We start from the raw sequence: 23552 nt of genomic DNA on the forward strand, positions 1-23552 counted from the left end.
ACAGGGCGGCGCCCGTTCCCCGACGGATCACGCGCACCTTCGGTAATGTCCAGTTCCATGCGCCTGCTGCACACCTCGGACTGGCACCTGGGTCGCTCCTTCCACCGGGAGAACCTCATCGACGCCCAGTCCGCCTTCCTCGACCACCTCGTCGGCACCATCCGCGAACGCCGGATCGACGTGGTGGTCGTGGCCGGCGACCTCTACGACCGCGCCCTCCCGCCCGTCGACGCCGTCCGCCTCTTCGACCGGGCGCTCAGCCGCGTCCGCGCCACCGGAGCCCGCGCCGTCCTCATCAGCGGCAACCACGACTCCATGGCGCGGATGTCGTTCGCCACCGACCTCATCGACGCCTCCGGCGTCCACCTGCGCAGTTCACTGGACGGTGTCGGCTCCCCCGTCCTGATCGACGACGAGCACGGCCCCGTCGCCTTCTACGGAATCCCGTACCTGGAGCCGGAGATCGCCCGCCACCACTGGAACCTGCCCGAGCGCGGGCACACGGCAGCCGTGGGACACGCCATGGACCTCGTCAGGGCCGACCTGGCCGAGCGCCCCGGCACCCGCTCGGTGGTGCTCTCGCACGCCTTCGTCACCGGCGGCGAGGCCTCCGACAGCGAACGGGACATCTCCGTCGGAGGCGCGTCCCACGTCCCCGCGTCGGTCTACGCGGGGGTCGACTACGTCGCGCTCGGACACCTGCACGGGCGCCAGACCATCACCCCCTCGGTGCGCTACCCGGGCAGCCCCCTCGCCTACTCCTTCTCCGAGGAGCGCCACGTCAAGGGCTACTGGGTGGTGGACCTGGACGCCGACGGCCTGGCGGGGGCCGAGTTCGCGGAGGCGCCCGTCCCCCGGCCGCTGGCCCGCGTCCGGGGGAGGATCGAGGACCTGCTGACCCTGCCCGAATGGGAGCGGTACACCGACCACTGGCTCCAGGTCACCCTCACCGACCCGCGCCGCCCGGCCCACCCGATGGACCGGCTGCGCGAGCGCTTCCCGCACACCCTGGTCCTGGACTTCGCCCCCGAGGGCGGCGCCCCCGACACCCGGCCGGTCGCCGCCTCCGTCGCCGACCGCAGTGAGCGCGAGGTGGTCGCCGACTTCGTCGAGTGGGCCCGGGGCACCCCCGCCACCCCCGAGGAGGAAGCCCTCGTGAACACCGCGATCGAGCAGATCCGTCTCCAGGAGGGGATGCGCTGATGCGCCTGCACTCCCTCACCCTCCAGGCCTTCGGCCCGTTCGCGGGAACCGAGAGGGTCGACTTCGACCGGCTCGGCGCGGGAGGCCTCTTCCTCGTCCACGGCCCCACCGGCGCGGGCAAGACCTCCGTGCTGGACGCGGTGTGCTTCGCCCTGTACGGCAGCGTCCCCGGGGCCCGCGGGAGGGACCGCTCCCCCAGGAGCGACCACGCCCCGCCGGACCGGCGCCCCCTGGTCACGCTGGAGTTCACGGTCAGGGGCCGCCGCGTCCGCATCGAGCGCAGCCCCCGGTGGGAGCGGCCCAAGAAGCGCGGCACCGGCACCAAGCTGGAGAACGCGAAGGTCCTGGTCCTCGAACACGCCGACGGCCGCTGGACGGACGTCACCACCCGCCCGGACGAGGCCGGGCAGTTCGTCGGCGACCTGGTCGGGCTCACCCTCGACCAGTTCTGCCAGGTCGCGATGCTCCCCCAGGGAGACTTCGCCCGGTTCCTGCGCGCCAAGTCGGACGAACGGCGCGACTCCCTGGAGCGGATCTTCAACACCCGCGTGTTCCGCGACGTCGAGGAGTGGTTCAAGGGCCACGCCAACAGACTGCGCCGGGACGTGGAGTCCGCCGACGACGAGGTGCGCTCGGTCGCGGGGAGGATCGCCGAGGTCGGCCGGTCCGCCGCGCCGGAACTGCCCGAGGAGCTGTCCGCGTGGGCGGCCGAGCTGGCCGCCGTCACCGGCGCCACAGCGGCGGACGCCGTCCCCGTGGCCGCGGAGTTCACCGGCGCCCGCGAGTCCGCCCTGCGGGCCCTGGCCGACGGGCAGCGGACCCGCGCACGTCAGGACCGGCTGGCCGCCGCCCGGGACCGCGCCGCCGGACTCGCCGGGCACGCCGACCGGCGGGCCGGGATCGACGTCCGGCTCGACGCCGCCGAGCGCGCCGAGTCGGTGCTGCCGTTCCTCCGTGCCCGTGACGTGCGCCGCACCGAACTGGACAAGGCCGAACTGGCGGTCGCCGACCACCTGGCGCTGGTCTCCGGGCTCCCCGGGATCGGCCCGGCGGCGCTCCCGAGCGCGGAGCCGGCCGACCGGAACACCCCGGACGAGGCCGGTCCCGCCCGTCCCCAGAGGGCGCTGCGCGCCGCCGAACAGGAGCGCCGCGACGAGCTGGCCCGCCTCGACCTCCTCCGCGACGACGCCGAGCGCCGCCGTGTCCTGGGCCGCTCCGTCACCGCCCTCACCACGCGCCTGGACGGCACCCGCGAGGAGGCGGCCCGGCTGCGCGACCGGGCCCTCGCCCTGCCTCCCCGGGCCGAGTCCCTGAGGGAGGAGCTCCGGCGCGTCCGCGACCAGGCGAGCCAGGTGGAGGGGGCCGAGACGGCCCTGGCCGCCGCCGAACGGCGCAGGGAGGCCGCCCTGGCGCACGACCGGCTCGGCCGTGAACTGGAGGACGCCGAGGCGCGGCGCCACCGCGCCGTGGACGCCGCGCAGGCCGCCCGCGACCGTGCCCTCGTCCTGCGTGAGCGGCGGATCACCCACATGGCCGCCGAACTGGCCTCGGACCTGGTCGAGAACGGTCCGTGCCCGGTGTGCGGGTCGGTGGAGCATCCGTCCCCCGCGCTGCCCTCGGGCGAGGGGCTGGTCTCCGCGGAGGAGGAGCGGGCGGCTCAGGCCGCCTCCGACACCGCCGCCGTCCGCCGCTCCGAGGCGGAGAGCGCCGTGGCGGCGCTGGGCGAGCGCCGGACCGCGGCACGCGAGCGTGCCGAGGGCCGCACGGCGGAGTCCTCCCTGGCCGAGGTCGACGACCGCGGCAGGGCCCTGGCCGAGGCCCGTGCCGCCGCCGGTGAGTCGCGCCGGGTGGAGGAGGCGCTGGAGCTTCTCACCGCGGAGCTGGAGCGTGCCCGTACCCGGGAGGGCGAGCTGTCCAGGGCGGAGGCCGAGGTCTCGACCGAGCTGGACAACGCCGTCCGGGAGCACGGGCGGCTGACCGCCGTGCTGGACGGGGCGCGCGGGGACGACCCGGGGCTGGAGGAGCGGATCGCCCGGCTGCGCGGGGAGGCCGACCTGCTGCGCGCCGCCGCCGAGGCCGCGACCGCCCGCGACGGCGCCTCCGAGGAGTACCGCTCCGCCGTCGCCGAGGCCGAGCGCTACCGGGCCGACGCCCGCTTCTCCGACGAGGCCGAGGTGTGGGAGTCCGCCGTGGACGAACCGGGCAGGCGCGCGCTGCGCGAGCGCGCCCGCGCCTTCGACGACGAGCTGGCCGCGGTCCAGGCCGCACTGGCGGACCCCGAACTCCTCGCCGCCGACGGTCCGGCCCCGGACCTGGCCGCGTTGGCCGCCGAGGCCGAACTGGCCTCCGCGGCGGCCGACCGCGCGGTCGCGTGGCGGAGCATGCTGGAGGAGCGGGCCCGGCGCCTGACCGCCCTGCGCGGGGAGCTGCGGAGCCGGATGGAGGGCAGCGAACCGCTCCTGCGCCGCTACGCGGTGGCGGAGGGGCTGCGCGGCCTGGCCGCCGGCACGTCCGGGGACAACACCGACAACGTGCGCCTGTCCGCGTACGTGCTGGCGGCCCGTCTGGAGCAGGTGGTGGCGGCGGCCAACGACAGGCTGCTCACGATGTCGGACGGCCGGTACGAGCTCCGCTACACGGTGGACAAGGCCGCCGGTGACGGTCGGGCGCGGTCGGCGGGCGGCCTGGGCATGCGGGTGGTCGACGCGTGGACCGGGGTGGAGCGCGACCCGGCGACCCTCTCGGGCGGCGAGACGTTCTTCAGTTCGCTGGCCCTGGCGCTGGGGTTGGGGGACGTCGCCGCCGCGGAGGCGGGCGGCGCCGACATCGACACCCTGTTCGTGGACGAGGGCTTCGGCACGCTCGACGAGGACACCCTGGAGGAGGTGCTGGACGTGCTGGACCGGTTGCGGGACGGCGGCCGGGCCGTGGGCGTGGTCAGCCACGTGGCCGACCTGCGGCACAGGGTCACCACCCGGTTGAAGGTGGTCAAGGGTCCGTCCGGCTCACGGGTGGAGCACACCGGCTGACCGGCGGGGCGGCGCCGCCCCGCCCCGGGGCGGCGAGCGCACGGAGGCCGTCCCGGGGCGAAGGCCCCCGCACCCACCCCGGGTCGGGGCACCGGCGCGGCGGTGCGACAATGACCAGCGTGAATTCGCTGGTCGACATCGCTGTGTTCGGAATCGTGGGCGCCATCATGATGGCGGCCCTCATCGGTCTTCTCCTCGTGGTCTCAGGGAGCGCGCGCGGGGCCTCACCCCGGGTGCGGGTGGGGTTCGGGGTCGCCTCGGTGGTGCTGCTGGTGGCGCTGCCGACGCTCACCGCCGCCAACACCCTGTCCTCGGGCTCCGGTTTCTGGGTGGCGTTCGCCACGGCCACCTGTGTGGTGGCCGTCGTGTACGCGGTGAACGTGGCGATGCTACCCGTGGTGGCGCGGCGCCAGGCCGCGGCCACCGGGGACTCCGCCCTCGCGTCGCTGCGGCCCTCGCCGCCGGTCCTGGCCGCGGGTCTGCTCATCTGCCTGGCCCTGGGGCTGCTGGGCGCGGCCGTCGCCGCCCTGGTCGTCTGACCCCGGACACTCCCCGCACCCGTGCCCCGCGCCCCTCGGCGCGGGGCGCCCGCCGTTCCGGGGCCGGTGCGGGCGCCCGCCGCCGGGGCGCCTTCGGGCGGTGCCGGGGCGCGCCCCCGTGTCCGACCGCCCTTCCCGGACACGGGACGGGGGCGCACCTTCCGGTGCGCCCCCGTCCCGGGCTGGATCAGCTGCCCGGGGGTCAGCCGCCGGTCGCGGGGGCCGGGTCGTCGTCCCCGGCCTCGGCGACCTCCGCGGTCCGCTCCGGTTCGGCGGGCTGCTCGCCCTGCTCGTCCCGGTCCACCCGGTCGGCGGTCCCCGCGGGCTCGGCCGTCTTCGGCTCGGCGGCGGTCGCCGTCGCCGCTCCCGCGGGACCCAGGCCGCGCGAGCGGCGGTCCAGCTCGGCCAGGTAGGCGTTGTAGTCGTCCATGTCGGCGTCGTCGGACCCCCCGCGGCGGCTGTGCCTCTCCCGACGGCGCTCCTGCTTCTCGTCGTCGCGGGACCACTGCACCACGAGGGTGAGCATCACCAGCAGGGTGGGGATCTCCCCCAGTGCCCAGGCGACGCCACCGCCCGCGTACTGGTCCTCGGCCAGCCCGTCCAGCCACGGCACCTCGAACTGGCTGTAGAAATCCATGGCCATGGGGGCCGACTGCATCATGATCGCGATGCCGAAGAAGGCGTGGAAGCCCATCGCGAGCAGCAGCAGGAGGATGCGCAGCAGGTAGGGCATCTTCCTCGGCGCCGGGTCCACGCCAACAATGATCCAGTAGAACAGGAAACCGGTGATGAGGAAGTGCGCGCCCATGAACAGGTGGCCGAGGTGGTCGTTCATGAGCGTCGGGAACAGCGGCGTGAAGTACAGGGCGTAGGGGCTGAACACGAACAGCGGCGCCGCCACCGCCGGGTGCGTGACCACCTTGGAGAAGCGGCTGTTCAGGAACAGGTTCAGCCACTCGCGCGGCCCCCGGTCCCCGCGCCGACCCGCGGGCTTGAGCGCGCGCAGCGCGAGCGTGACGGGCGCGCCGAGGACCAGCAGGATCGGGGTGAGCATCGACAGGGTCATGTGCTGGATCATGTGCGTCGAGAACAGCACCATCGCGTAGGTCGCGAAACCGCTGAGCTGGATGACGACGATCGACACCAGGCCGGCGCCGAAGGCGACGGCGCGCCCGACGGGCCACTTGTCCCCGCGGCGCACCAGCCGGGTCACGGCGGCCGCGTACAGGCCGCCGGCGATGACCACGAACATGATGAAGAACAGGTCCGGACGCCACAGGGTGAGCAGGGTCTGCACGCTCATGGGCGGCGGGACGGGGAACCCGAGGATCGCGGCGGCCGGGTCGACGGTGCCCTCCAGCGGAGGAGGCGGGGCGGTGCGCCCCAGTCCGACGGACACCCCGATGACGGTGGCCATGACGAGCACCTCGACCAGCGCGATGCGCAGGAACAGGGGGCGCAGGAACGCGGAGTCCCCGACCCCCTTCAGGGCGAACTCGCGGTGCATGTAGCCGAACGCCCCGAGGACGCCGAACAGGATGATCTTCACCAGGATGATCAGCCCGTACTCCGTGGTGACGAGCTCCGCCGGGGAGGACAGCCGCGCCAGGGCGCTGGCGGCGCCGCTGATCGCGACGCCGACGTAGGCCCACAGGGCGAGGCGGCTGAACCGGTGGGCGGCGACCGACGGCTCCTGGGCGTCCCTGCGCACCGCGTGGTACGTGACGGCGGCGAGGCCGCCCACCCACACGCTGATGGAGATGACGTGCATGGCGAGCCCGGTCACGGCGAGCTCGTGGGCGCCGGAGGAGGCCGAGTGGCCGGTCAGGGCGGGCGGCGTGGTGGCGACCAGGGCGAGGACGAGCAGCCAGAGGCCGCCGGTCGCCGTGGTCGCCGTGCGGCCGAAGAGGGCGATGCCGGTCGTGAGCAGGACGACGAACATCAGCGCGATGCCGCCGGAGACCGATCCGGCGTAGGCGGTCACCTCGTCGACGCTGACCTGGCCGATGGTCCTGGCCAGGAACTCGGAGGCCTGGAAGTAGAGGGTGGCCACGGCGGCGACGGCCCAGACGAGGGCGGCCCAGGTGGCCCCGCGCACGTAGGTGGCCGCCTGCGCGGTGAGCCTGCCCTTGTGCGAGGGCAGCAGGACGGAGGCGAGCAGGAGGAGGCCGATCGCGACGACGGCTGAGGCGTCCATCGCGACCTTGGCCAGGGGCATGCCCCAGCGCACGGCCTCGCCGGCGTCGGGGAGGCCCGGGATGACCTCGGGGAAGGCGGCACCGCCGAGGACGAGGGTGAGGCTCAGCCCGGTGAGGCCGAGGGCCGCTGCCGCCACGGCGAACAGGGGGACCCGCCCCGTGCCCGGAGCGTCGTCATGGTGCTCCTGGGAGGAGGATGTCGCATTGTGAGCGAGTGGAGCCACGCGGCACTCCGTCGTCGATGTCGTTCGGTTGGCTGGTCAGCGCCCTGGGCCGTGACCGCCTCGCCGCCGCCCTGTCGGCTCCGGCAGGGGCTGTGCACGGAGGAACACCTCGACCAAGGTTAAACCGTCTACTACACGATGTCGGACTTGGGTGGGTCCGGACCTCATCCCCGCCCGGACGGACCAGCCGGGCCGTGGGAGGTCACGCCCGGGTGTGTTCCCCTTTGCACGCGGGTCTGCCGGTTGTCGGATTCCCCCCTTCTCGCCGAGCCCTTCGCGCTACGCTCGTGACCCAGTCGAGACGACGGTCTCCCTCCTCCTCGCGTTCGACGCCCCTCTCCCCCCGCGGTCCCTCCCGCGGTCCTGCAGCACTCTCCGTGGCGAGCGTACGAAGGAGACGGCGATGACCGAGTTCGACAGCGTGGTCCGCTCCAAACGGGTGGTCACCCCCGAGGCGGTCGTGGCCGCCTCCGTGGCCGTCCGTGACGGCCGTGTCGAGGCCGTGGCGGACTACGACGCGTGCCTGTCCGCGCGGAGGGTGACCGATCTCGGTGACGTGGCCCTGCTACCGGGGGCCGTGGACGTCGGCACCGGCGTGCACGTGCCCGGCTGGGGGCTGGCCGAGTCGTACCGCCTCGTGGGCGGGGCCGCCCTGCGGGGCGGGGTGACCTGCGTGGTGGCCGCGCCGGCGCCCGCCCGTCCCGCGATCACCTGCGCGGAGGAGCTGCGGGTCCACCAGCGGGCGGCGTTGGGCGCCGCGGTGTCGGTGCGCTTCCTGGGCGGGGTGACCCGGGACTCCAGCCCGCTGGACCTGGCCGACCTCCAGGCGGCGGGGGTGGTGGCGTTCCACTGCTCCCTGTCGGACGGGGGAGCCCCGGACATGGCCGAGCTGAGCGACGCCCGGCTGCGCAAGTCGATGGCGGAGCTCGCCGCCCTGGACGCCGTACTGCTCGTGCACGCCGAGGACTCCGACGCGCTGGGGACACCGCCTGTGGCGCCGGAGCAGCGGCCGCCCCGGGCCGAGCGCCGCGGGATGGAGCGGGTGATCGCGGCGGCGCGCGTGGTGGGGGCGCGCACGCACGTGTGCCCGTTCACGGCGGCGGACTGCGCCGCCCTGCTCGCCGCCGCGGAGTCGATCGGCGTCGCGATGACGGCCCACACCTGCCCGCACTACCTCTGCCTGCCGTCCGAGGGGCTGGATCCGGAGTCGCCCGCGCACGCCTGCCGTCCCCCGCTTCGCTCCGACGCCAACCGCCAGGCGCTGTGGAGCGCACTGCTGGCGAAGGGCTCGGCGATCTCCACGGTCGGCTCCGGCCACCTCCCGGCGCACGGCCTGTACACGCTGGAGTGGAGCCTGTCGGCGTTGTGGACGGCGGCGTACCGGCGCGGGCTGGGCCTGGCGGACCTGTCGCGCTGGACGGCCCGGGCCCCCGCCGAGCTGCTGCGGCTGGACGGCAAGGGCCGGATCGCGGTGGGGTTCGACGCGGACCTGGTCGCCTTCGACCACGGCCGCAAGGTGGTGGTCCCCCCGACGGATCCGAGCCCCTACGCGGGTAGGGAGCTGACCGGCCGGGTACGGCGTGTGTGGGTGGCGGGACGCGAGGCGGCGACCGGCGGCGTCCGGGAACCCTGACCCCTGGAGCACCTCAGCGGATCCTGGGCGGCACGTGCGCGTACTCGTGTCACACCCCACACATCGCCCTTACACACTGACAACAAGAACGCGGAGAGACATGCATGTTGGCGATAGCGTGAAAACGCCTTCGCAGTTCACAGTGGGGCTATCAACGGAGATACCAGTGGAGGAACCGTGCGCATCGGCGTGCCCCGTGAGATCAAGAACCACGAGTACCGGGTGGCCATCACTCCTGCGGGAGTCCACGAACTGGTCGGCCGGGGCCACGAGGTGGTCGTCGAACACGACGCAGGCCTGGGCTCCTCCATCACCGACGAGGAGTACGCGTCGGCGGGGGCCCGCATCCTGGACACCGCCGACGAGGTGTGGGCGGCGGGCGACCTCGTCCTGAAGGTCAAGGAGCCGGTCGCGGACGAGTACCACCGGATGCGCGAGGGGCAGACCCTCTTCACCTACCTGCACCTGGCCGCGTCCCGCGAGTGCACCGAAGCCCTGCTGGAGCGCAAGGTGACGGGCATCGCCTACGAGACCGTGCAGCTGCCCGACGGAACGCTTCCCCTGCTGGCTCCGATGTCCGAGGTGGCGGGACGTCTGGCCCCCCAGATGGGCTCGGTGACGCTCCAGCGGCCCAGCGGCGGGCGCGGTGTCCTGATGGGCGGCGTCCCGGGTGTGCGCCCGGCGCGGGTGACCGTGATCGGCGCGGGCGTCTCCGGCCTCAACGCGGCCCAGATCGCGGTGGGCATGGGCGCCGACGTGACCGTGCTGGACCTCAACGTGAACAGGCTTCGCCAGATCGACGCGCTGTACCGGGGCCGGATCAGGACCGTGGCCTCCAACGCGTTCGAGCTGGAGCAGTCGGTCCTGGAGTCCGACATGGTGATCGGCGCGGTCCTGGTGCCGGGCGCCAGGGCGCCCAAGCTGGTGTCCAACGAGCTGGTCTCGCGGATGCGCCCCGGAGCGGTGCTGGTGGACATCGCGATCGACCAGGGCGGCTGCTTCGAGGACTCGCGGCCGACCACGCACGACGACCCGACGTTCCGCGTGCACGACACCGTGTTCTACTGCGTGGCGAACATGCCCGGCGCCGTGCCCAACACCTCCACGCACGCGCTGACCAAGGACACGCTGCGGTACGCGGTAGCGCTGGCCGACAAGGGGTGGAGCAGGGCCCTGCGCGAGGACGCGGCGCTCGCCGGGGGACTCAACACCTTCGACGGCGAGGTGGTGTACGCACCGGTCGCGGAGGCGCACAACCTCAAGCACCGGATGCTGGACGAGATCCTCGCCCTCGGCTGAGCGCCCAGCAGCGGCGCCCCGGCGAGGGGCCGGCCGGGCGGGGTCCCGGCAGCGCCACGGCGTCCCGGTCCGCGCCCGCCGGGTCTCGCGGGTCCCCGGGCCGGTCGCGGGGGCCGTGTCCGGCCCGGAGCCCGGTCCCGTCCTCCGGAGCCCGGTGACCCCGGAACCGCCCGGGCTCCCGCACGGAGTGCCCGGTCGGACCTCCCCCTGCCGCTGGACGGCCCGGGTGTGCCGGGGCGGGCGGTCGCCCCCGCACGTCCGAAACGGGCAAAGGACCCCCGGCCGGTCCCGTCAGTGGGAAGGACCGCTCCGCTCGGGGTGGTCGGGCAGGTCGGGCGCGGGTACGGTCGGGAGGAAGGCCCGCGTCCGCCCACCTGGGACGGACGACCTGCGGGAGGACGAACACCGAGGTGGGGACAGCGTGGCACACACCGGCTCGGCGACCGCGACCCGGATCGTCGAACTCGAGCTGATCCGGCTGCGGCCCGCGCCCGGCGGGCGGAACACCGACTCCGACGGCCCCGTCCTGGTCAGGGTGGCCGACGACGACGGCGTCAGCGGGTGGGGCGAACTCCCCGCCGCCACCCCGGCCCAGTGGGACGCGCTGACCGCCGAGTTCGCCCCCGCCCTGCTCCGGCACTCCTGGAGGCGCCCCACCGAGGCGGGTGACGCCTGGGCCGACCTTCCCCGTGACTCCGCCGTGGCGAGTGCGCTGGACACCGCGTGCTGGGACCTGTGGAGCCGCCAGCGCGGGACTCCGCTGTCGCACGCCCTCGGCGGCGACCGCACCGCTCTCACGGCGGGGGTGACCCTGGCCCGCCAGGTGACCCTGGAGTCGGTGGTCACCGAGGTGAACCGGCAGGTCGGATCGGGTTTCCGGCGCATCAGGCTGGAGGTGGAGCCGGGCTGGGACGCCGACGTGGTCCGGGCCGTGCAGACGAGTTTCCCGTTCCTGGTCCTCCAGGTGGACGGCGGCGGCCGTTACACGGAGTCGTCCGCCGACCTGGACTCGCTGCGCTCCCTGGACGGGTTGGGCCTCCTGGCCGTCGAGGACCCGTTCGCCCCGGACGACCTGGCCGCGTACGCGCGCCTGGCCGCGGAGCTGCGCACCCCGGTGGCGCTGGGCCGGCCGCTGTCGTCGGTGGAGGACCTGGCGGACGCGGTCCGCGCCGAGGCCGGCGGGGCGGTGAACGTGGACCTCACGCGGCTGGGCGGGCTGACGGCCGCCCGGCGGGCGGTGGACCTCGCCGTGGACGCGGGCTGGCAGGTGTGGTGCGGCTCGTCGGCGGCGACGGGGGTCGGTCGTGCGGCCGTGGTGGCGCTGGCGTCCCTGGCGGGGGTGACCCTGCCGGTGGAGATGCCCGGCGCCGGGAGCCGGAACCGCGACCTGGTGGTCCCGCCGGTGCGGGCCCACGACGGTGTGGTGCCGATCCCGTTGGCCGAGAGCGGGCTGGGACACGGGGTGGACAGGGCCGCGGTGGCCGAGCGCGCCGCCCGGACCCTGGTGGTGGACGCCGACGGGCCGCGCGAGGTCCGTGCCGAGCGGGCCCGCGAGGCCCGTGGCCGCCGGCGCTGACCCGGTGCGCCCGCGGGCGGCCCCGGCGGTCCGGTGCGGGATGCTCCGTGCGACCGGCCCTCCGGGCGGCCCGCATGCTGCTCCGGGCTCCGCACTCCCAAAACCGAACGCTGTTAGGTAGAGTTGCGGCACCGTCCGGCCCCGACCCCGGACCCGACCACCGTGGAGGCTTGGTGCGCGTATTCGCCGACATCGACGAGGTGCTCTCAGCCGAGGGAGAGCACCTGGGCTACACCGACTGGGTGACCATCGGCCAGGACCGGATCTCCCTCTTCGCCGACGCGACCGAGGACCACCAGTGGATCCACGTCGACCAGGAGAAGGCGGCCGGGGGCCCCTTCGGCACCACCATCGCGCACGGGTTCCTGACCCTGTCGATGCTGGCCCACTTCTCCCAGTCGATCATCTCGGTCACCGAGAAACCGAGCATGTCCATCAACTACGGCCTCAACAAGGTGCGGTTCCTCCAGCCGGTCACGTCCGGCTCCCGCATCCGCGACGGCGTCGAGATCGTCTCGGTCACGGAGACGCCCAAGGGCTACCTGGTCTCCACCCGGCACACCGTGGAGATCGAGGGGTCGGAGCGCCCGGCCCTCGTCGCCGAGTCGCTCGGCCTCTGGGTGCCCTGACCCCGGTTCCCGACGCCCGGAGCCCGCACGGACGCGCCCCGGACCGCGGGGTCCGGGGCGCGTCCGACGGGCCCGGCCTCAGCGGGCGAACCTGCGCAGGATCCGGCGCCCCAGATCGGGGGTGAACCAGCGCAGCTTGCGCTCGGCCCGTTCCGCCCGCCTCCGCAGCCGCTGCGCCTCGACCTTGACCTGGTGCAGCTGGTGGCGGAGCGACTCCGGGGAGTCCTCAGACAGCTCCTCCACCACGGGTTCGGCCTCGGGGGCCACCAGGAACGCCTGCGCGGACGACCACTGGATGCCGAACAGCTCCTCCACCAGCTGGTCGAGCTCCTTCGGCGACGCCTCGGGCTCCAGGTGGCGGGCGCGGGCGAAGGCCGCCGTGCGCTCCAGGCGCAGCACCCCGTCCCCCGCGCGCGTGGCGCCCGGCAGGGGCGCGCAGAACAGGCCGTCACCCTGCCGGTCCAGCAGCGCCACCAGGTTCGCGACCGCGTTGGCGCGCGGCTCCGCGCCCACGGGGACGTGGAGCCGGAAGGGGACCCGGGCGTCGTCCTCCGGCTCCTCCTCGGTGAACCGCACCCTCGGGTCGCCCCGGAAGGTCTCCCGCACCAGCCGCAGGTCCAGGCGCTCCTCGCTCAGCAGGGGACGCCGCCCCTCGTCCAGTTCCCCCCACGGACCGCGCAGCCACAGCCGTACGTCCGGCGTACTCCCCCGCAACAGGCCGGAGGCGGTGGCGTCCACCTCCTCCAGGGTGGACCCGGCGACATCCAGGACGACGTCGACCCGGGGCACCTCCCACTGCCGGTCGGGACGCTTGTTGCGCAGGTGGAAGTCCGGGACGCGGTTGGCGACGTAGGGGCCCCGGTACCGCATGCCCCTCTCCCTCTCCTGCTGCATCTGGGAGCGGCCCAGGTGCCAGCTGCTGGTGTCCAGGTCCGGGACGAACACGGCGCCCTGCTGGGCCAGGCGGTGCCCCAGTTCGCTGTCGCCGCCCAGGACCAGGTCGGCGTCCATCCCGCCCGCCGCGTCGAAGAGGGCGCGGTGCAGCGAACCCGTGGCGCCGACGAACACCTTGAAGGCCCCGTGGTCGGCCTCCCGCAGGCCGTCGGTGCGCTCCACGACCTCCTCGATCCAGTGGGGGTCGGCGGTCTCCCGGTCGAACAGGACGTCCGCGCGGCCCGCGCGCACCTGCTCGGCCACGTACGCGGGGTTCATGGTCTCCGGGTCGAAGTCCACGAACAGCTTGTGGCCCAGGACCACCGCGTAGTCGAGGAGGTGGTGCCACCGCATCTGCGACTCGACGTGCTCGCGGTACACCAGCATGTCCGAGTCGAGGCGCAGCACGACCGTTCCCGTCGACTCGGCGACCCCGGTGTTGAAGGCGTGCCCCGACCCCCACCCTCCCGGAGCCGACGTGAGCAGACGCGTGTTGTCCGGGCACACCGCGGGCAGCACCAGCGGCTCGGGCGAACCGTCGTCCACCACGACCACCTCCATGAGGTGCGCCGGGTAGCTCTGCCCCGCCAACGACGCCAGCACCATCGCCAGCTTCTCGGGATGGCCGTGGGCGGGAACCACCACCGACACCGACAGGGTCGGCGTCCACTCCCCCAACGCGGGGACTCCGAGCGGCGAGTAGTCGTTGCGGTGCAGCCGGGGCTGCGCCGCGGGTGTAGAAGAGGTCCGCTCCGGAACCTCCCCCTCCGGCCCGCCGACACTGCCGTCGGCGGGCACCTCCCTGCTGGAGGCGCTGTCTGAGGTGGTCAACTGTGTCCCTCCGAGTGCTCGGTGTGCGGGGCGGCCCGGCCGAGCGCACCGGCCTCCCCCTCCATGAGGGAGTTGGGCCGCCAGCCGGACCACTGTTTGGTGTGGTTGCGCAGGAAGTAGCCCAGGTCCACCTCCCACGTGTGCCCGGCTCCGGCGCGGCGCAGGAGGTACCCGAGCCCGTGGGTGCGGTAGATCCGGCCGCCGCCCTGCCGTACGGAGAGCAGGAACTGGCTGTCGATCGCCCGGGGCAGCGGACGGAAGCCCCCGACGTCCTCCAGCACCACGCGGTCGGTGAGGATCGTGCTCCCGACCACCTGGGCGTTGGGGAACTCCGACCGGTAGCTGCGCCACACGGTCAGGTCGAGTTCCTGGAGGTAGGTGTAGTTCTGGCTGATGCCCACGACGTCGGCGCCGGAGTAGGCCCGCGCCAGCATCAGGTCGGCGAGGTGCTCGGGGCCGTACCAGTCGTCGTCGTCCCACTTGGCGATGACGGTGCCGGACGCCCGGTCCACCGCTTCGTTCATCACCGCGCCGAAGATCCTGTCCCCGTCCGCCTCGTGGACGGTGACCGGGTGGCCGAGGGCGGCGAACCCGTCGACGGCCGCCCGCACCGCCGGCAGGTCCGCGGAGAACCCGTGCAGGGCGAGGACCAGCTCGAACCTGACGTGGCGCTGGCGCGCCACCTGGGCGAGCGCGAACCCGACGAGGTCGGGGCGGCGGGTGCACAGGACCACGGAGACCAGCGGGTCCGGGACCACCGGGATCCCCACCTCCGCGGCCAGCGCGCGCCAACGCGTCCGCTGCCCGTGGGTGCGCAGCGCGGCGCGGCGCAGCCGGATGCTGTGCTCCTCCCGCGCCAGGGCGTCGATCATGTCGTCCTCCTCGACGGAGGTGAGGAGGTCGGTGAGGGGCTGTCCGAGCCCGGCGGCCCACGCGGGCACGGGGCCGCTCACCAGCGGGACCCCGCCCGCGGCGAGGGAGGCGACCGCGCGCACCGCGGCCGCCGGTCCGGCGTGCCCGGACCAGTCCACCCGGACGACGCGCAGTTCCCGGATCCCGGCCAGGTCGACGTCGGTGATGCCGCCGTCGGCGGGCACGGTCACCAGGACCGCGTCGGCGGTGCGGATGACGGCGTGCTCCCCGTCGACGGTCAGGTCGCCCACCGGGCCCTTGGTCTTCTTGTTGAATCCCATGGGGTTGACGAGGCGTTCGTCGATCGGGGCGATGGCGGTCACGGGGTCGGGGCCCCGGACGCGGAGCGCGGCGGACGTGCCGCCGGCGTCGACCAGGGACTCCCAGGAGCCCGCCCCGGTGGTGGAGCGGTCCAGGGCGGGGACCGCCACGTCCTCCCACAGGGGGAGGGCGGCGCCGTCCTGGGTGCGCAGCACCAGGTCGGCGGCGGGCGTCACCCGGATCAGGGGCACCGGTCCCGCCGCGCCGACGGGTGTGGCGGAAGGGTCCCCCGGGCGCCACAAGTGCGCCTGCGGCCCGTGGAGTCCGGCCTGGAGCCCGCTACCGGGCCCCCTCCGGCGTCCGCGACCGCCGTGGAAGATCGCGGCCAGGGCCGGCGCGACCTCGGTACCGCTGGGGAAGAAGAGTTCGCAGAGCCATCCCCCCTTCTCGGCCTTGCGCACCCGCAGTTCGTGCAGGTCGTTCCACTCCTCGATCCCGGGTGGGGACGGGACGAGGACGCCGTGGTGTCCGGGGATGTGCTCCACGGCCACCAGGAGGTGGACGGCCCGGGGCAGGTGCGCTGCGAGGGTGACGGCCCTGCGCAGGTCGGTGAGGCTGGCCGCGACGACGGCCACGAGGCCGACCGCGGAGCGGGAGCCGTCCTCGTCGACCGCTCCGCCGGGGTCGGCCGGACCTCCCACGGGGTGGGCCCCCAGGTCGAGGAGGAGATCGTCCGACCGCAGCCGGAGGGAGTCGAGTTCGTCGAGGGCCGTGCCCCCTGCCCCGATACGGCACAGCACGGCGCGCTCGTCACCGCGTGTGCGCAGGGCCTGGCTGATGGCGGTGGTGATCATCGGGCGACCTCGATGAGTTGGGAGCGCGGGGCGGGAGCCCGTCGGACGCGTGGTGGTCACTGCGACTCAGAGTAACCAATATGATCACTCTGAGTGCATTAACGACTGCGTGTCGTGACTGATTGGGCTCCCGATCCCCACGGTCCCGTGGGCCGCCCGCGGGTCAGCGCACGAGCCTGCGCACGACTCTCCCCGCCGCCCCCGGCCTGAACCAGCGCAGCTTGCGCTCGGCCCGTCGGGCGCGGGCCGTCTGGCGTTCGACCTCGGCGCGCGCCTCGGCGAGCTTGCGGCGCAGTGCGTCGGCGTCGACCGTCTCGGCCTCCTCGACCGCGTCCGCGGCGACGAACGGCTCCCCCGGCATCCAGTGGGTGGTGTGGACGTCCTCGACCACCCGGTCCAGGTCTCCCCCGGACGCTCCGGGCTCCAGGTGGCGGGCGCGGGCGAAGGCCGCCGTGCGCTCCAGGCGCAGCACCCCGTCCCCCGCGCGCGTGGCGCCGGGCAGGGGGGCGCTGAGCAGTCCGGCCTTCTTGTCGTTGACGGTGCGCACCAGGTCGGCGACCATCGTGGAGGTCGGGGTCGCGCCCACGGGGACGTGGAGCCGGAAGGGGACCCGGGCGTCGTGCCCGGGCTCCGCCTCGGTGAACCGGACCCTCGGGTCGCCCCGGAAGGTCTCCCGCACCAGCCGCAGGTCCAGGAGGTCGTCGTCCAGCGGGGAGCGCCGCCCCTCGTCCAGCTCCGCCCACGGGCCGCGCAGCCACAGCCGCACGTCCGGCGTGCTGCCGTCCAGCAGGGCCGACACGGTGGTGTCGACGTCCTCCAGCGTGTGCGCGCCGACGTCCAGGAGGACGTCCGCGAAGGGCACCTCCCAGTGGCGGTCCGGCCGCTTGCGCCGCAGGTGGAAGTCGGGGACGCGGTTGGCCACGAACGGCAGCCGGTACCGGGTGCCCGCGTCGCGGCGGGTCTGCATCTGGGAGCGGCCCAGGTGCCAGCTGCTGGTGTCCAGGTCCGGGACGAACACGGCGCCCTGCTGCGAGACCCGGTAGGCGAACTCGCTGTCGCCGCCCAGGATCAGGTCGGCGTCCATCCCGCCCGCCGCCTCGAAGAGGGTGCGGTGCAGCGAGCCCGTGGCGCCGATGAACACCTTGTACGAGAGGCGGTCGGCGGTACGCAGCCGGTCGTGCTTGGTGATCAGGCGCTCGACCCAGTGGGGGTCGGCGGTCTCACGGTCGAACAGGTCGCCCGCACGGCCCTCACGCACCTGCTCGGCGACGAACTCGGGGGTCATCGCCTCCGGGTCGAAGTCCACGAACAGCTTGTGGCCCATCGCGACGCCGTAGTCGAGGAGGTGGTGCCACCGCATCTGCGACTCGACGTGCTCGCGGTACACCAGCATGTCCGCGTCGAGCCTGAGGAGGACCTGGCCGGAGGACGCCGCGACCCCGGTGTTGAAGGCGTGCCCCGACCCCCACCCTCCCGGAGCCGACGTGAGCAGACGCGTGTTCTCGGGACGCACCGGGGGGAGGGACAGCGGCTCGGGCGAACCGTCGTCCACCACGACCACCTCCATGAGGTGCGCCGGGTAGCTCTGCCCCGCCAACGACGCCAGCACCATCGCCAGCTTCTCGGGATGGCCGTGAGCGGGAACCACCACCGACACCGACAGGGTCGGCGTCCACTCCCCCAACGCGGGGGGCCGGAGGATCCCGTGGTCGTTGCGCCGGACGCGTGGCTGCCGTGTGAAGTCGGTGTCCTGGCGGGGCAGCATGGCCGCGGACGCGGACCCGTGGTCCCCCGCGGTGAGGTGCTGTCCGGTCTCTGTGGTGGTCAACGCTGTCCCCCTGTGTACTCGGTGATGGACCGGCCGAACTCCGCGGGCTCGCCCTCGAGGAGGGAGCTGGGCCGCCAACCGGCCCACTGCCGGGCGTAGTTGTGCAGGAAGTAGGCCATGTCCTCGGACCAGGTGTGTCCGCCGCCTGTGCGGCGCAACACGTAGCCCAGCCCGTGGGTGCGATGGATGCGGCCGCCGCCCCGGGTGACGGCGAGGAGGAGCTGGGTGTCGATCGCCCGGGGCAGCGGGCGGAAGCCGCCCGTCTCCTCCAGCACCACCCGGTCGGTGAGGATGGTGCCCCCGGCGATGAACCTGGTGGCCGTCTCCGACTCGCGGCTGCGCCACACGGTGACGTCCACCTCCTGGAGGTAGACGAAGTCCTGACCGGTGCCGACCAGCTCCGCGCCGGAGTAGGCGCGGGCCAGGGCCAGGTCCGCCAGGTGGTCGGGGCCGTACCAGTCGTCGTCGTCCCACTTGGCGAGCAGGTCGCCCGACGCGCGGGCGGCGGAGTCGTTGAGCACCGAGCCGAACACCTGGTCGGCGTCGGCCTCGTGCACGACAATCCGCAGACCGGTCGCGACCGCCTCGGCGATCGCCGCGGCCACCCCGGTCAGGTGCGCCGGGAAGCCGTGCAGGGTGAGCACCACCTCCAGGTCGACGTCGCGCTGCCGGGCGATCTGGGCGAGCGCGAACCCGACCATCTCGGGGCGGCGTGTGCACAGGATGACCGAGATCCGGGGCGCGGGCGGGACGGGGACACCCGCCTCGACGGCCAGCGACCTCCAGCGGGTGCGCTGCCCGTGGGTGCGCAGTGCGGCGCGGCGCAGCCGGACGCTGTGCTCCTCCCGGCGGAGCCTGTCGGTGAGGTCGGCGTCGGTGGCCGCCGTCAGGAGGTCGCCGAGGGGCCGTCCGAGTCCGTCGGCCCACGCGGGCACCGGGCCGCTGAGCAGGGGGACCCCGCCCGCCGCCAGGGAGGCGACGGCGCGCACCGCCGCCGAGGGCCCGGTGTGCCCCGACCAGTCCACCCGGACCCCGCGCAGGTGGCGCAGCCGGCCCAGGTCCACGTCGGTGACGGTGCCGTCCGGTGCGACGGTGACGAGGTCCTTGTCCCCCGCGCGGACGACCGCGCGGTCGCCGCGGGCGGTGAGGTCCGCGAGGGGGCCCTTCTCGGCCTTGGTGAAGCCGACCGGGTTGACGGTGAGCTCGTCCACGGGGGCGACCGCGGACACCGGGTCCGCCCCGGCTGCCGGGCGCACCGCCCGCAGGCGGGCGTGGCCGTGCTCCCCGGCCAGGTCCTCCCAGGCGTCCGCGCCCGTGGTGGCGCGGTCCAGAGAGGGAACGGCGTCGTCCTCCCAGGAGGCGTGCCCGCCTCCGGAGGCCAGCCGCAGCGCGACGTCGGCGACGGGGGTGACGCGGCGCAGGGGGACCGGGCCGGTCGCGGGCACCCCGGCCGCGCCGGTGTCGCCCGGCCTCCACAGGGCGCCCTCCCGCCCGGAGAGCGCGGCCAGCGGGGTGACGGCGGGGCCGCGGCGGCGGCCCCGTGTCCCGTGCAGGACCGCGTCGAGGACCTGGGCGGTGTCCGCCCCGTTGGGGAAGAACAGCTCGCACAGCCACCCCTGCCGGTCGGCCCGGCGCACCCGCACCTCCTCCAGGTCGCGCCACTGCCCCATGCCCGGGGAGGCGGGCAGCGGCGGGTCCTGGTGCCCGGGGACGGCGACCAGCGCGACCAGGACGTGGACGGCCCTGGGCAGGTGGACGGCCGCGGTGAGCGCGCGGTGCAGGTCGGTGGTGCTGGCGGCGACGACCGCGACGAGTCCGACCTCCGGCCGCTCCTCCCCGGGGACGGCCACCGCCGTTCCCAGCGGGTGGGCGTCCAGGTCGAGGACGACGTCGGAGGGGCGTGTGGGCAGTCCGGCCAGCCTGGCCGGGGTACCGGCGCCCGTGTGGCACAGCACGGCGGTTTCGTCCCCGCGGGCGCGCAGGGCCTCGCGGAGGGCGGTGGTGATCATCTGACGGCCTCGGTTCGGGGGACGTGGGGCAGGGGTGTCCGGGAGGGGCGGCGGGGCTCAGGCGCGGGTGAACACGTGCGCGCCCTTCTCCGCGGCCTCCTCCGTGCGGCGCAGAGCGGGGTTCTCGGCGAGCCAGCGGTCCCCCAGGGCGCGCTCGTCGGTGCGCGAGGCGTCGTCCAGGACGATCACGGCGTCCTCGGTGCAGCGGGGCAGCAGTACGGGGACGGCCGGGTAGCGGGCCTGGGCGCCGGTGGCCGCCGGCGGGCCGTCGACGAACAGCAGGCCGATGCCCTCCAGGTCGGCGAGGACGGAGGTGTCGTACCACCGGGGGGCGTCCGCGCCCTCCCCGTCCGCGCCGTCCCCGGACGTGAACGCGGTGAGCGGCGCGGTCCGGATCTCCACCACGTCCTCCAGCCCGTGCGAGGCCACCAGGGCCCGGCTCAGTTCCGCGTAGCGGGCGTCGTGCTCGACGGCGACGAGCCTGCCGCCGCCGGCGCGCCGCAGCGCGTGACCGATCCAGACACTGGAGGAGCCGCTGCCGCACTCGACCACGAGGGCGGGGCGGCGCCGGTCGATCTCGCGGACGAGGAGGCGCATGACGTCGGGCGAGGCGGCCCAGCCGCGCAGGGGCGGCATGAAGGTGGGGGCGTCGAGGTGTTCGCGGAGCTCGGTCCAGGCGACCTGCTGCTCGTAGTCGTTGCGCCCCTGCACGGTGATCGCGTGGGTGACCTCGCGCGTCAGCTTGGGCAGGGAGTGGTCCCGCAGGTGTGTGAGCCTCTCCCGGACCCCGTCCATCGCATGGGCGGCCTCCAGCCGGTCGCGGCCCAGGGTCTCCGCGACCCTGCGGCTGTGGGTGTCCATCGCCGCGGACACGGAGCCCGACAGGCCGTGCACGGTGCGGCGCAGCAGGAGGAGGGCGAGGGCCAGCACGGACACCGCGCCCCCGAGCCCGCCGAGGAGGACGAGGACGGCCGCGTCCACCCAGCCGATCAGGCCGAGGACCCCCAGGACCACGGGGACGGCGAGGACGGCGGCGCCGACCGACGCGCCGATGGCCAGGATCGGGCGGAGACGGCTGCGAAGCGACCGCATGGGCGGGTACCTCCACGGGAGTTGGCGGCCCGGCACCGAAAAGGTGAACCGAGGAAACACAGAGGGGAGATCTGTTCTCTCCACGCGGAGCGGACGGTGGCGAACGCTGTTCCGACGGGAGTCGCGACAAACGGATCAAACGCTGTCGAGACTAACCCTTCACGCCGATCACGAGAGGCGCATGAGTCGAATCGAAACCCGCAGAAGTGTCAATTTCCCCGCTGTTCACCTTTTCCTCACCGATTCCTCGTTTCCGCGTATCCGACCCCGTCGCGGGAGGGCCGGTTCACCACCCGGTGGCGCCGCGCAGCGCCTCGTCCATCACCGGGCCGAGGGTCGCGGAGTAGGTGGCGGTCATGTGGGAGTAATCCCAGAACACCAGGACGTTCCCGATGACGGCGTCGCACCGCCCCCCGGGGCACACGTACTCGGTGAGGTCGACCAGCGTGACGTTGTCGGGCAGGTCCGCGACCGACGCCGGGTCGGTGGCGCCCTGGCTGTACTCGGCCGGGGACACGCACTCCTCCAGGGGGCGGCTCTCCACGCACTCGGCCCCCGCGCTGTCGCGGCGGGGCAGGTCGCGCACGCCGATCACCTCGATGTCCAGCGCGTCCAGCTGCCGCCAGCGCTCCACGAACCCGTCGTGGACCCTCTCCCCGGCCGGGCTGGCCCTCGTGGAGGAGGTGAACACGGCGTCGGGCCGCTCCCGTTCCAGGATCTCCATGGCCTCGGCGTTCCACGCCTCGCACTCGGGGAACGGCTCGCCGCCCCGGGTGGGGGCGTCCGTGCTGAACTGGCAGCCGCTCTTGGTGAAGGACAGGAGCCTCCACCCGTTGGCCGTGGCCGCCTCCAGGACCGACGGGTACCAGTGCGCGACCCGGGACGCCCCGACCAGGGCCAGGGTGTGCTCGGCGTCGGGAGGACCGGCCTCGCACACCGTGACCTCGCTCTGTGACAGCGGGACGTGGCAGCCCCGGGTGTGGTGGGCGGACAGGTCCTCCCTCGCGTCGGCGGGGTCGGGGCGCACCGGCATCTCCTGGAGCATCCGCTCCAGGGACGGGTCGGACGCCAGCATCGCGCCCGGGTAGTAGGCGGGTTCGGCGACCTCCTCCGCCCTGTGCCGCTGCTCCTCCGTGATCCGCGCCGACCACAGCGTCGTCGCGGCCACCACGGGGACGACCAGGGCGGCGGCCACCCCCAGGGACCAGGCCGGGGAACGCCGCCCGGGCGCCCGGGTGAGGCGTTCGACGCCGCCCTCCACGACCGTGGAGGTGACCTGGGCCAGGACCAGCGACAGCGCGAGCACCAGCACTCCCCCGAGGGGGTCGGCCAGGGACCGGCCGGTCGCCGCCAGGTAGAAGACGAGGACCGGCCAGTGCCACAGGTAGAACGGGTAGGAGAGCGCCCCCAGGGCGACGAGGGGCTTCCAGGTGAGCAGCCGGTCGGCGCCGAAGCGGGTGCCGGAACCCGCCAGGACGACCATGACCGCGGCTCCGGTCGGCCACAGGGCGACGTAGCCGGGGAAGAGCGTGGACACCTGGAGCAGGATGCCGCAGGAGACGAGCGCGGCCAGGCCTGCCCACCCGAGGACCGTCCTCAGTCGCTCCGGCAGGTCGATCCGGTGGACGACGAGCGCGAGCAGCCCGCCCAGGGCGGGCTCCCACAGCCGGGCGCCGGTGTCGAAGTACGCCCAGGCCTGGTTGGTCCCCGTGATCCACACCGAGTAGGTCAGGGAGACCGCGAAGACCAGGCCCACGACCGTGACGAGCGCCGGGCCGAGCCGCACGCGGACCCGGGTCGCGACCAGGGCGGTGAGTCCCAGCAGGAGGGGCCAGAGCAGGTAGAACTGCCCCTGGATGGACAGTGACCAGAAGTGCTGGACCGGGCTGGCCGCGGCCTCGCGGGCGAGGTAGTCGACCGAGGCCTCGGCCAGGGCCCAGTTCTCGTGGTACAGCGCCGCCGCCCTCACCTGCGCGATGACGTCGGTCCACCGCGAGCGCGGCAGCCACAGGTAGGTGGCGGCGAGGGTCGCGGCGAGCACGACGGCGGCGGCGGGGGTGAGCCGGCGCGCCAGCCTGGTCCAGAAGGCGGCGGTCCCGATACGGCCGTCGCGTTCCAGCGCCCTGGCCAGCGACCCCGTGATGAGGAAGCCCGTGAGGAACAGGAAGACGTCCACACCGCCGGAGACGCGGCCGAACCAGACGTGGTAGACGGCCACGAGGAGCACCGCGACGGCCCGCAGGCCCTCGATCTCGGGGCGGAACCCTCCGCCCCGGCGCGTGTCGGACGGGGCGCGGGAGAGCGTGTTCGGGGTGGCGGGCGCAGGAGCCCCTGCCGCGAAGACAGACATGAGTGGTGAACGGCCTCGAAGAATAGGAAGGTTTCCACCGAACGAGACGCGGAGCGGGTTCGGTCCCTCGAATTCGGCGATGAATCATCGCCGGTTCGGACACCGCTCCGGTGAATGGCCGGCCAACGCGCGGCCAACGGTCCGACGACACT

The 23552-nt window shown here is 74.3% G+C and carries 14 protein-coding genes; 7 read left to right on the forward strand and 7 right to left on the reverse strand.

The features are described 5' to 3' along the window. Positions 1 to 45: 45 nt before the first annotated feature. The 3 genes from Q8791_RS00575 (at position 46) to Q8791_RS00585 (ending at position 4771) form a co-directional block, all read left to right on the forward strand. Positions 46 to 1203 (forward strand): exonuclease SbcCD subunit D, encoded by a 1158-nt coding sequence (locus Q8791_RS00575; protein WP_330089547.1) that lies wholly within the window; start codon positions 46 to 48, stop codon positions 1201 to 1203. After that, entirely contained in the window at positions 1203 to 4232 is a 3030-nt protein-coding gene (locus Q8791_RS00580; protein ID WP_330089548.1) for an SMC family ATPase, read from the forward strand. Before Q8791_RS00575 ends, Q8791_RS00580 begins: the two co-directional genes overlap by 1 nt. A 110-nt stretch (positions 4233 to 4342) precedes the next feature. Further along, entirely contained in the window at positions 4343 to 4771 is a 429-nt protein-coding gene (locus Q8791_RS00585; protein ID WP_330089549.1) for a hypothetical protein, read from the forward strand. Positions 4772 to 4973: 202 nt separating this feature from the next. Here Q8791_RS00585 and Q8791_RS00590 read toward each other — a convergent pair whose 3' ends face one another. Then, positions 4974 to 7193, reverse strand: coding sequence for a cytochrome c oxidase assembly protein (locus Q8791_RS00590; protein ID WP_330089550.1), 2220 nt, complete (start codon positions 7191 to 7193; stop codon positions 4974 to 4976). Positions 7194 to 7596: 403 nt separating this feature from the next. On the opposite strand from Q8791_RS00590, the gene Q8791_RS00595 reads away from it, so the two are divergent. From Q8791_RS00595 to Q8791_RS00610, 4 genes are all read left to right on the forward strand, one after another. Beyond that, positions 7597 to 8826, forward strand: coding sequence for an amidohydrolase family protein (locus Q8791_RS00595; RefSeq protein WP_330089551.1), 1230 nt, complete (start codon positions 7597 to 7599; stop codon positions 8824 to 8826). Between the two features lie 177 nt (positions 8827 to 9003). Then, entirely contained in the window at positions 9004 to 10125 is a 1122-nt protein-coding gene (ald, locus tag Q8791_RS00600; protein WP_330089552.1) for an alanine dehydrogenase, read from the forward strand. Positions 10126 to 10546: 421 nt separating this feature from the next. Then, entirely contained in the window at positions 10547 to 11701 is a 1155-nt protein-coding gene (locus tag Q8791_RS00605; protein WP_330089553.1) for an enolase C-terminal domain-like protein, read from the forward strand. A gap of 173 nt (positions 11702 to 11874) precedes the next feature. Then, positions 11875 to 12330 (forward strand): MaoC family dehydratase, encoded by a 456-nt coding sequence (locus tag Q8791_RS00610; protein ID WP_330089554.1) that lies wholly within the window; start codon positions 11875 to 11877, stop codon positions 12328 to 12330. 78 nt (positions 12331 to 12408) lie between these two features. Here the strand turns inward: Q8791_RS00610 and Q8791_RS00615 are convergent, their stop codons facing one another. The 6 genes from Q8791_RS00615 to Q8791_RS00640 form a co-directional block, all read right to left on the reverse strand. Continuing rightward, positions 12409 to 14094 carry a glycosyltransferase family 2 protein gene (locus tag Q8791_RS00615; RefSeq protein ID WP_330089555.1) on the reverse strand — a complete coding sequence of 562 codons (1686 nt, stop codon included), beginning with the start codon at positions 14092 to 14094 and terminating at the stop codon, positions 12409 to 12411. Further along, positions 14091 to 16121 (reverse strand): glycosyltransferase, encoded by a 2031-nt coding sequence (locus tag Q8791_RS00620; protein ID WP_330089556.1) that lies wholly within the window; start codon positions 16119 to 16121, stop codon positions 14091 to 14093. The genes Q8791_RS00615 and Q8791_RS00620 overlap by 4 nt, the downstream gene beginning before the upstream one ends. Positions 16122 to 16284: 163 nt before the next feature. Then, positions 16285 to 17949, reverse strand: a complete 1665-nt coding sequence (locus Q8791_RS00625; protein ID WP_407941934.1) for a glycosyltransferase — start codon at positions 17947 to 17949, stop codon at positions 16285 to 16287. Then, a complete protein-coding gene (locus Q8791_RS00630; RefSeq protein WP_330089557.1) occupies positions 17946 to 19958 on the reverse strand; it encodes a glycosyl transferase family 2 in 2013 nt (670 codons plus the stop codon). The genes Q8791_RS00625 and Q8791_RS00630 overlap by 4 nt, the downstream gene beginning before the upstream one ends. Before the next feature lie 57 nt (positions 19959 to 20015). After that, positions 20016 to 21050: a class I SAM-dependent methyltransferase gene (locus Q8791_RS00635; RefSeq protein ID WP_330089558.1), complete on the reverse strand. Its 1035-nt coding sequence runs from the start codon at positions 21048 to 21050 to the stop codon at positions 20016 to 20018. A gap of 286 nt (positions 21051 to 21336) precedes the next feature. Beyond that, the gene (locus Q8791_RS00640) at positions 21337 to 23400 is read right to left on the reverse strand and encodes an acyltransferase family protein (RefSeq protein ID WP_330089559.1); all 2064 of its coding nucleotides are present in this window, start codon (positions 23398 to 23400) and stop codon (positions 21337 to 21339) included. Between the last annotated feature and the right edge of the window lie 152 nt (positions 23401 to 23552).

Source organism: Nocardiopsis codii (assembly GCF_036327455.1).
GTDB classification, from domain to species: domain Bacteria; phylum Actinomycetota; class Actinomycetes; order Streptosporangiales; family Streptosporangiaceae; genus Nocardiopsis; species Nocardiopsis codii.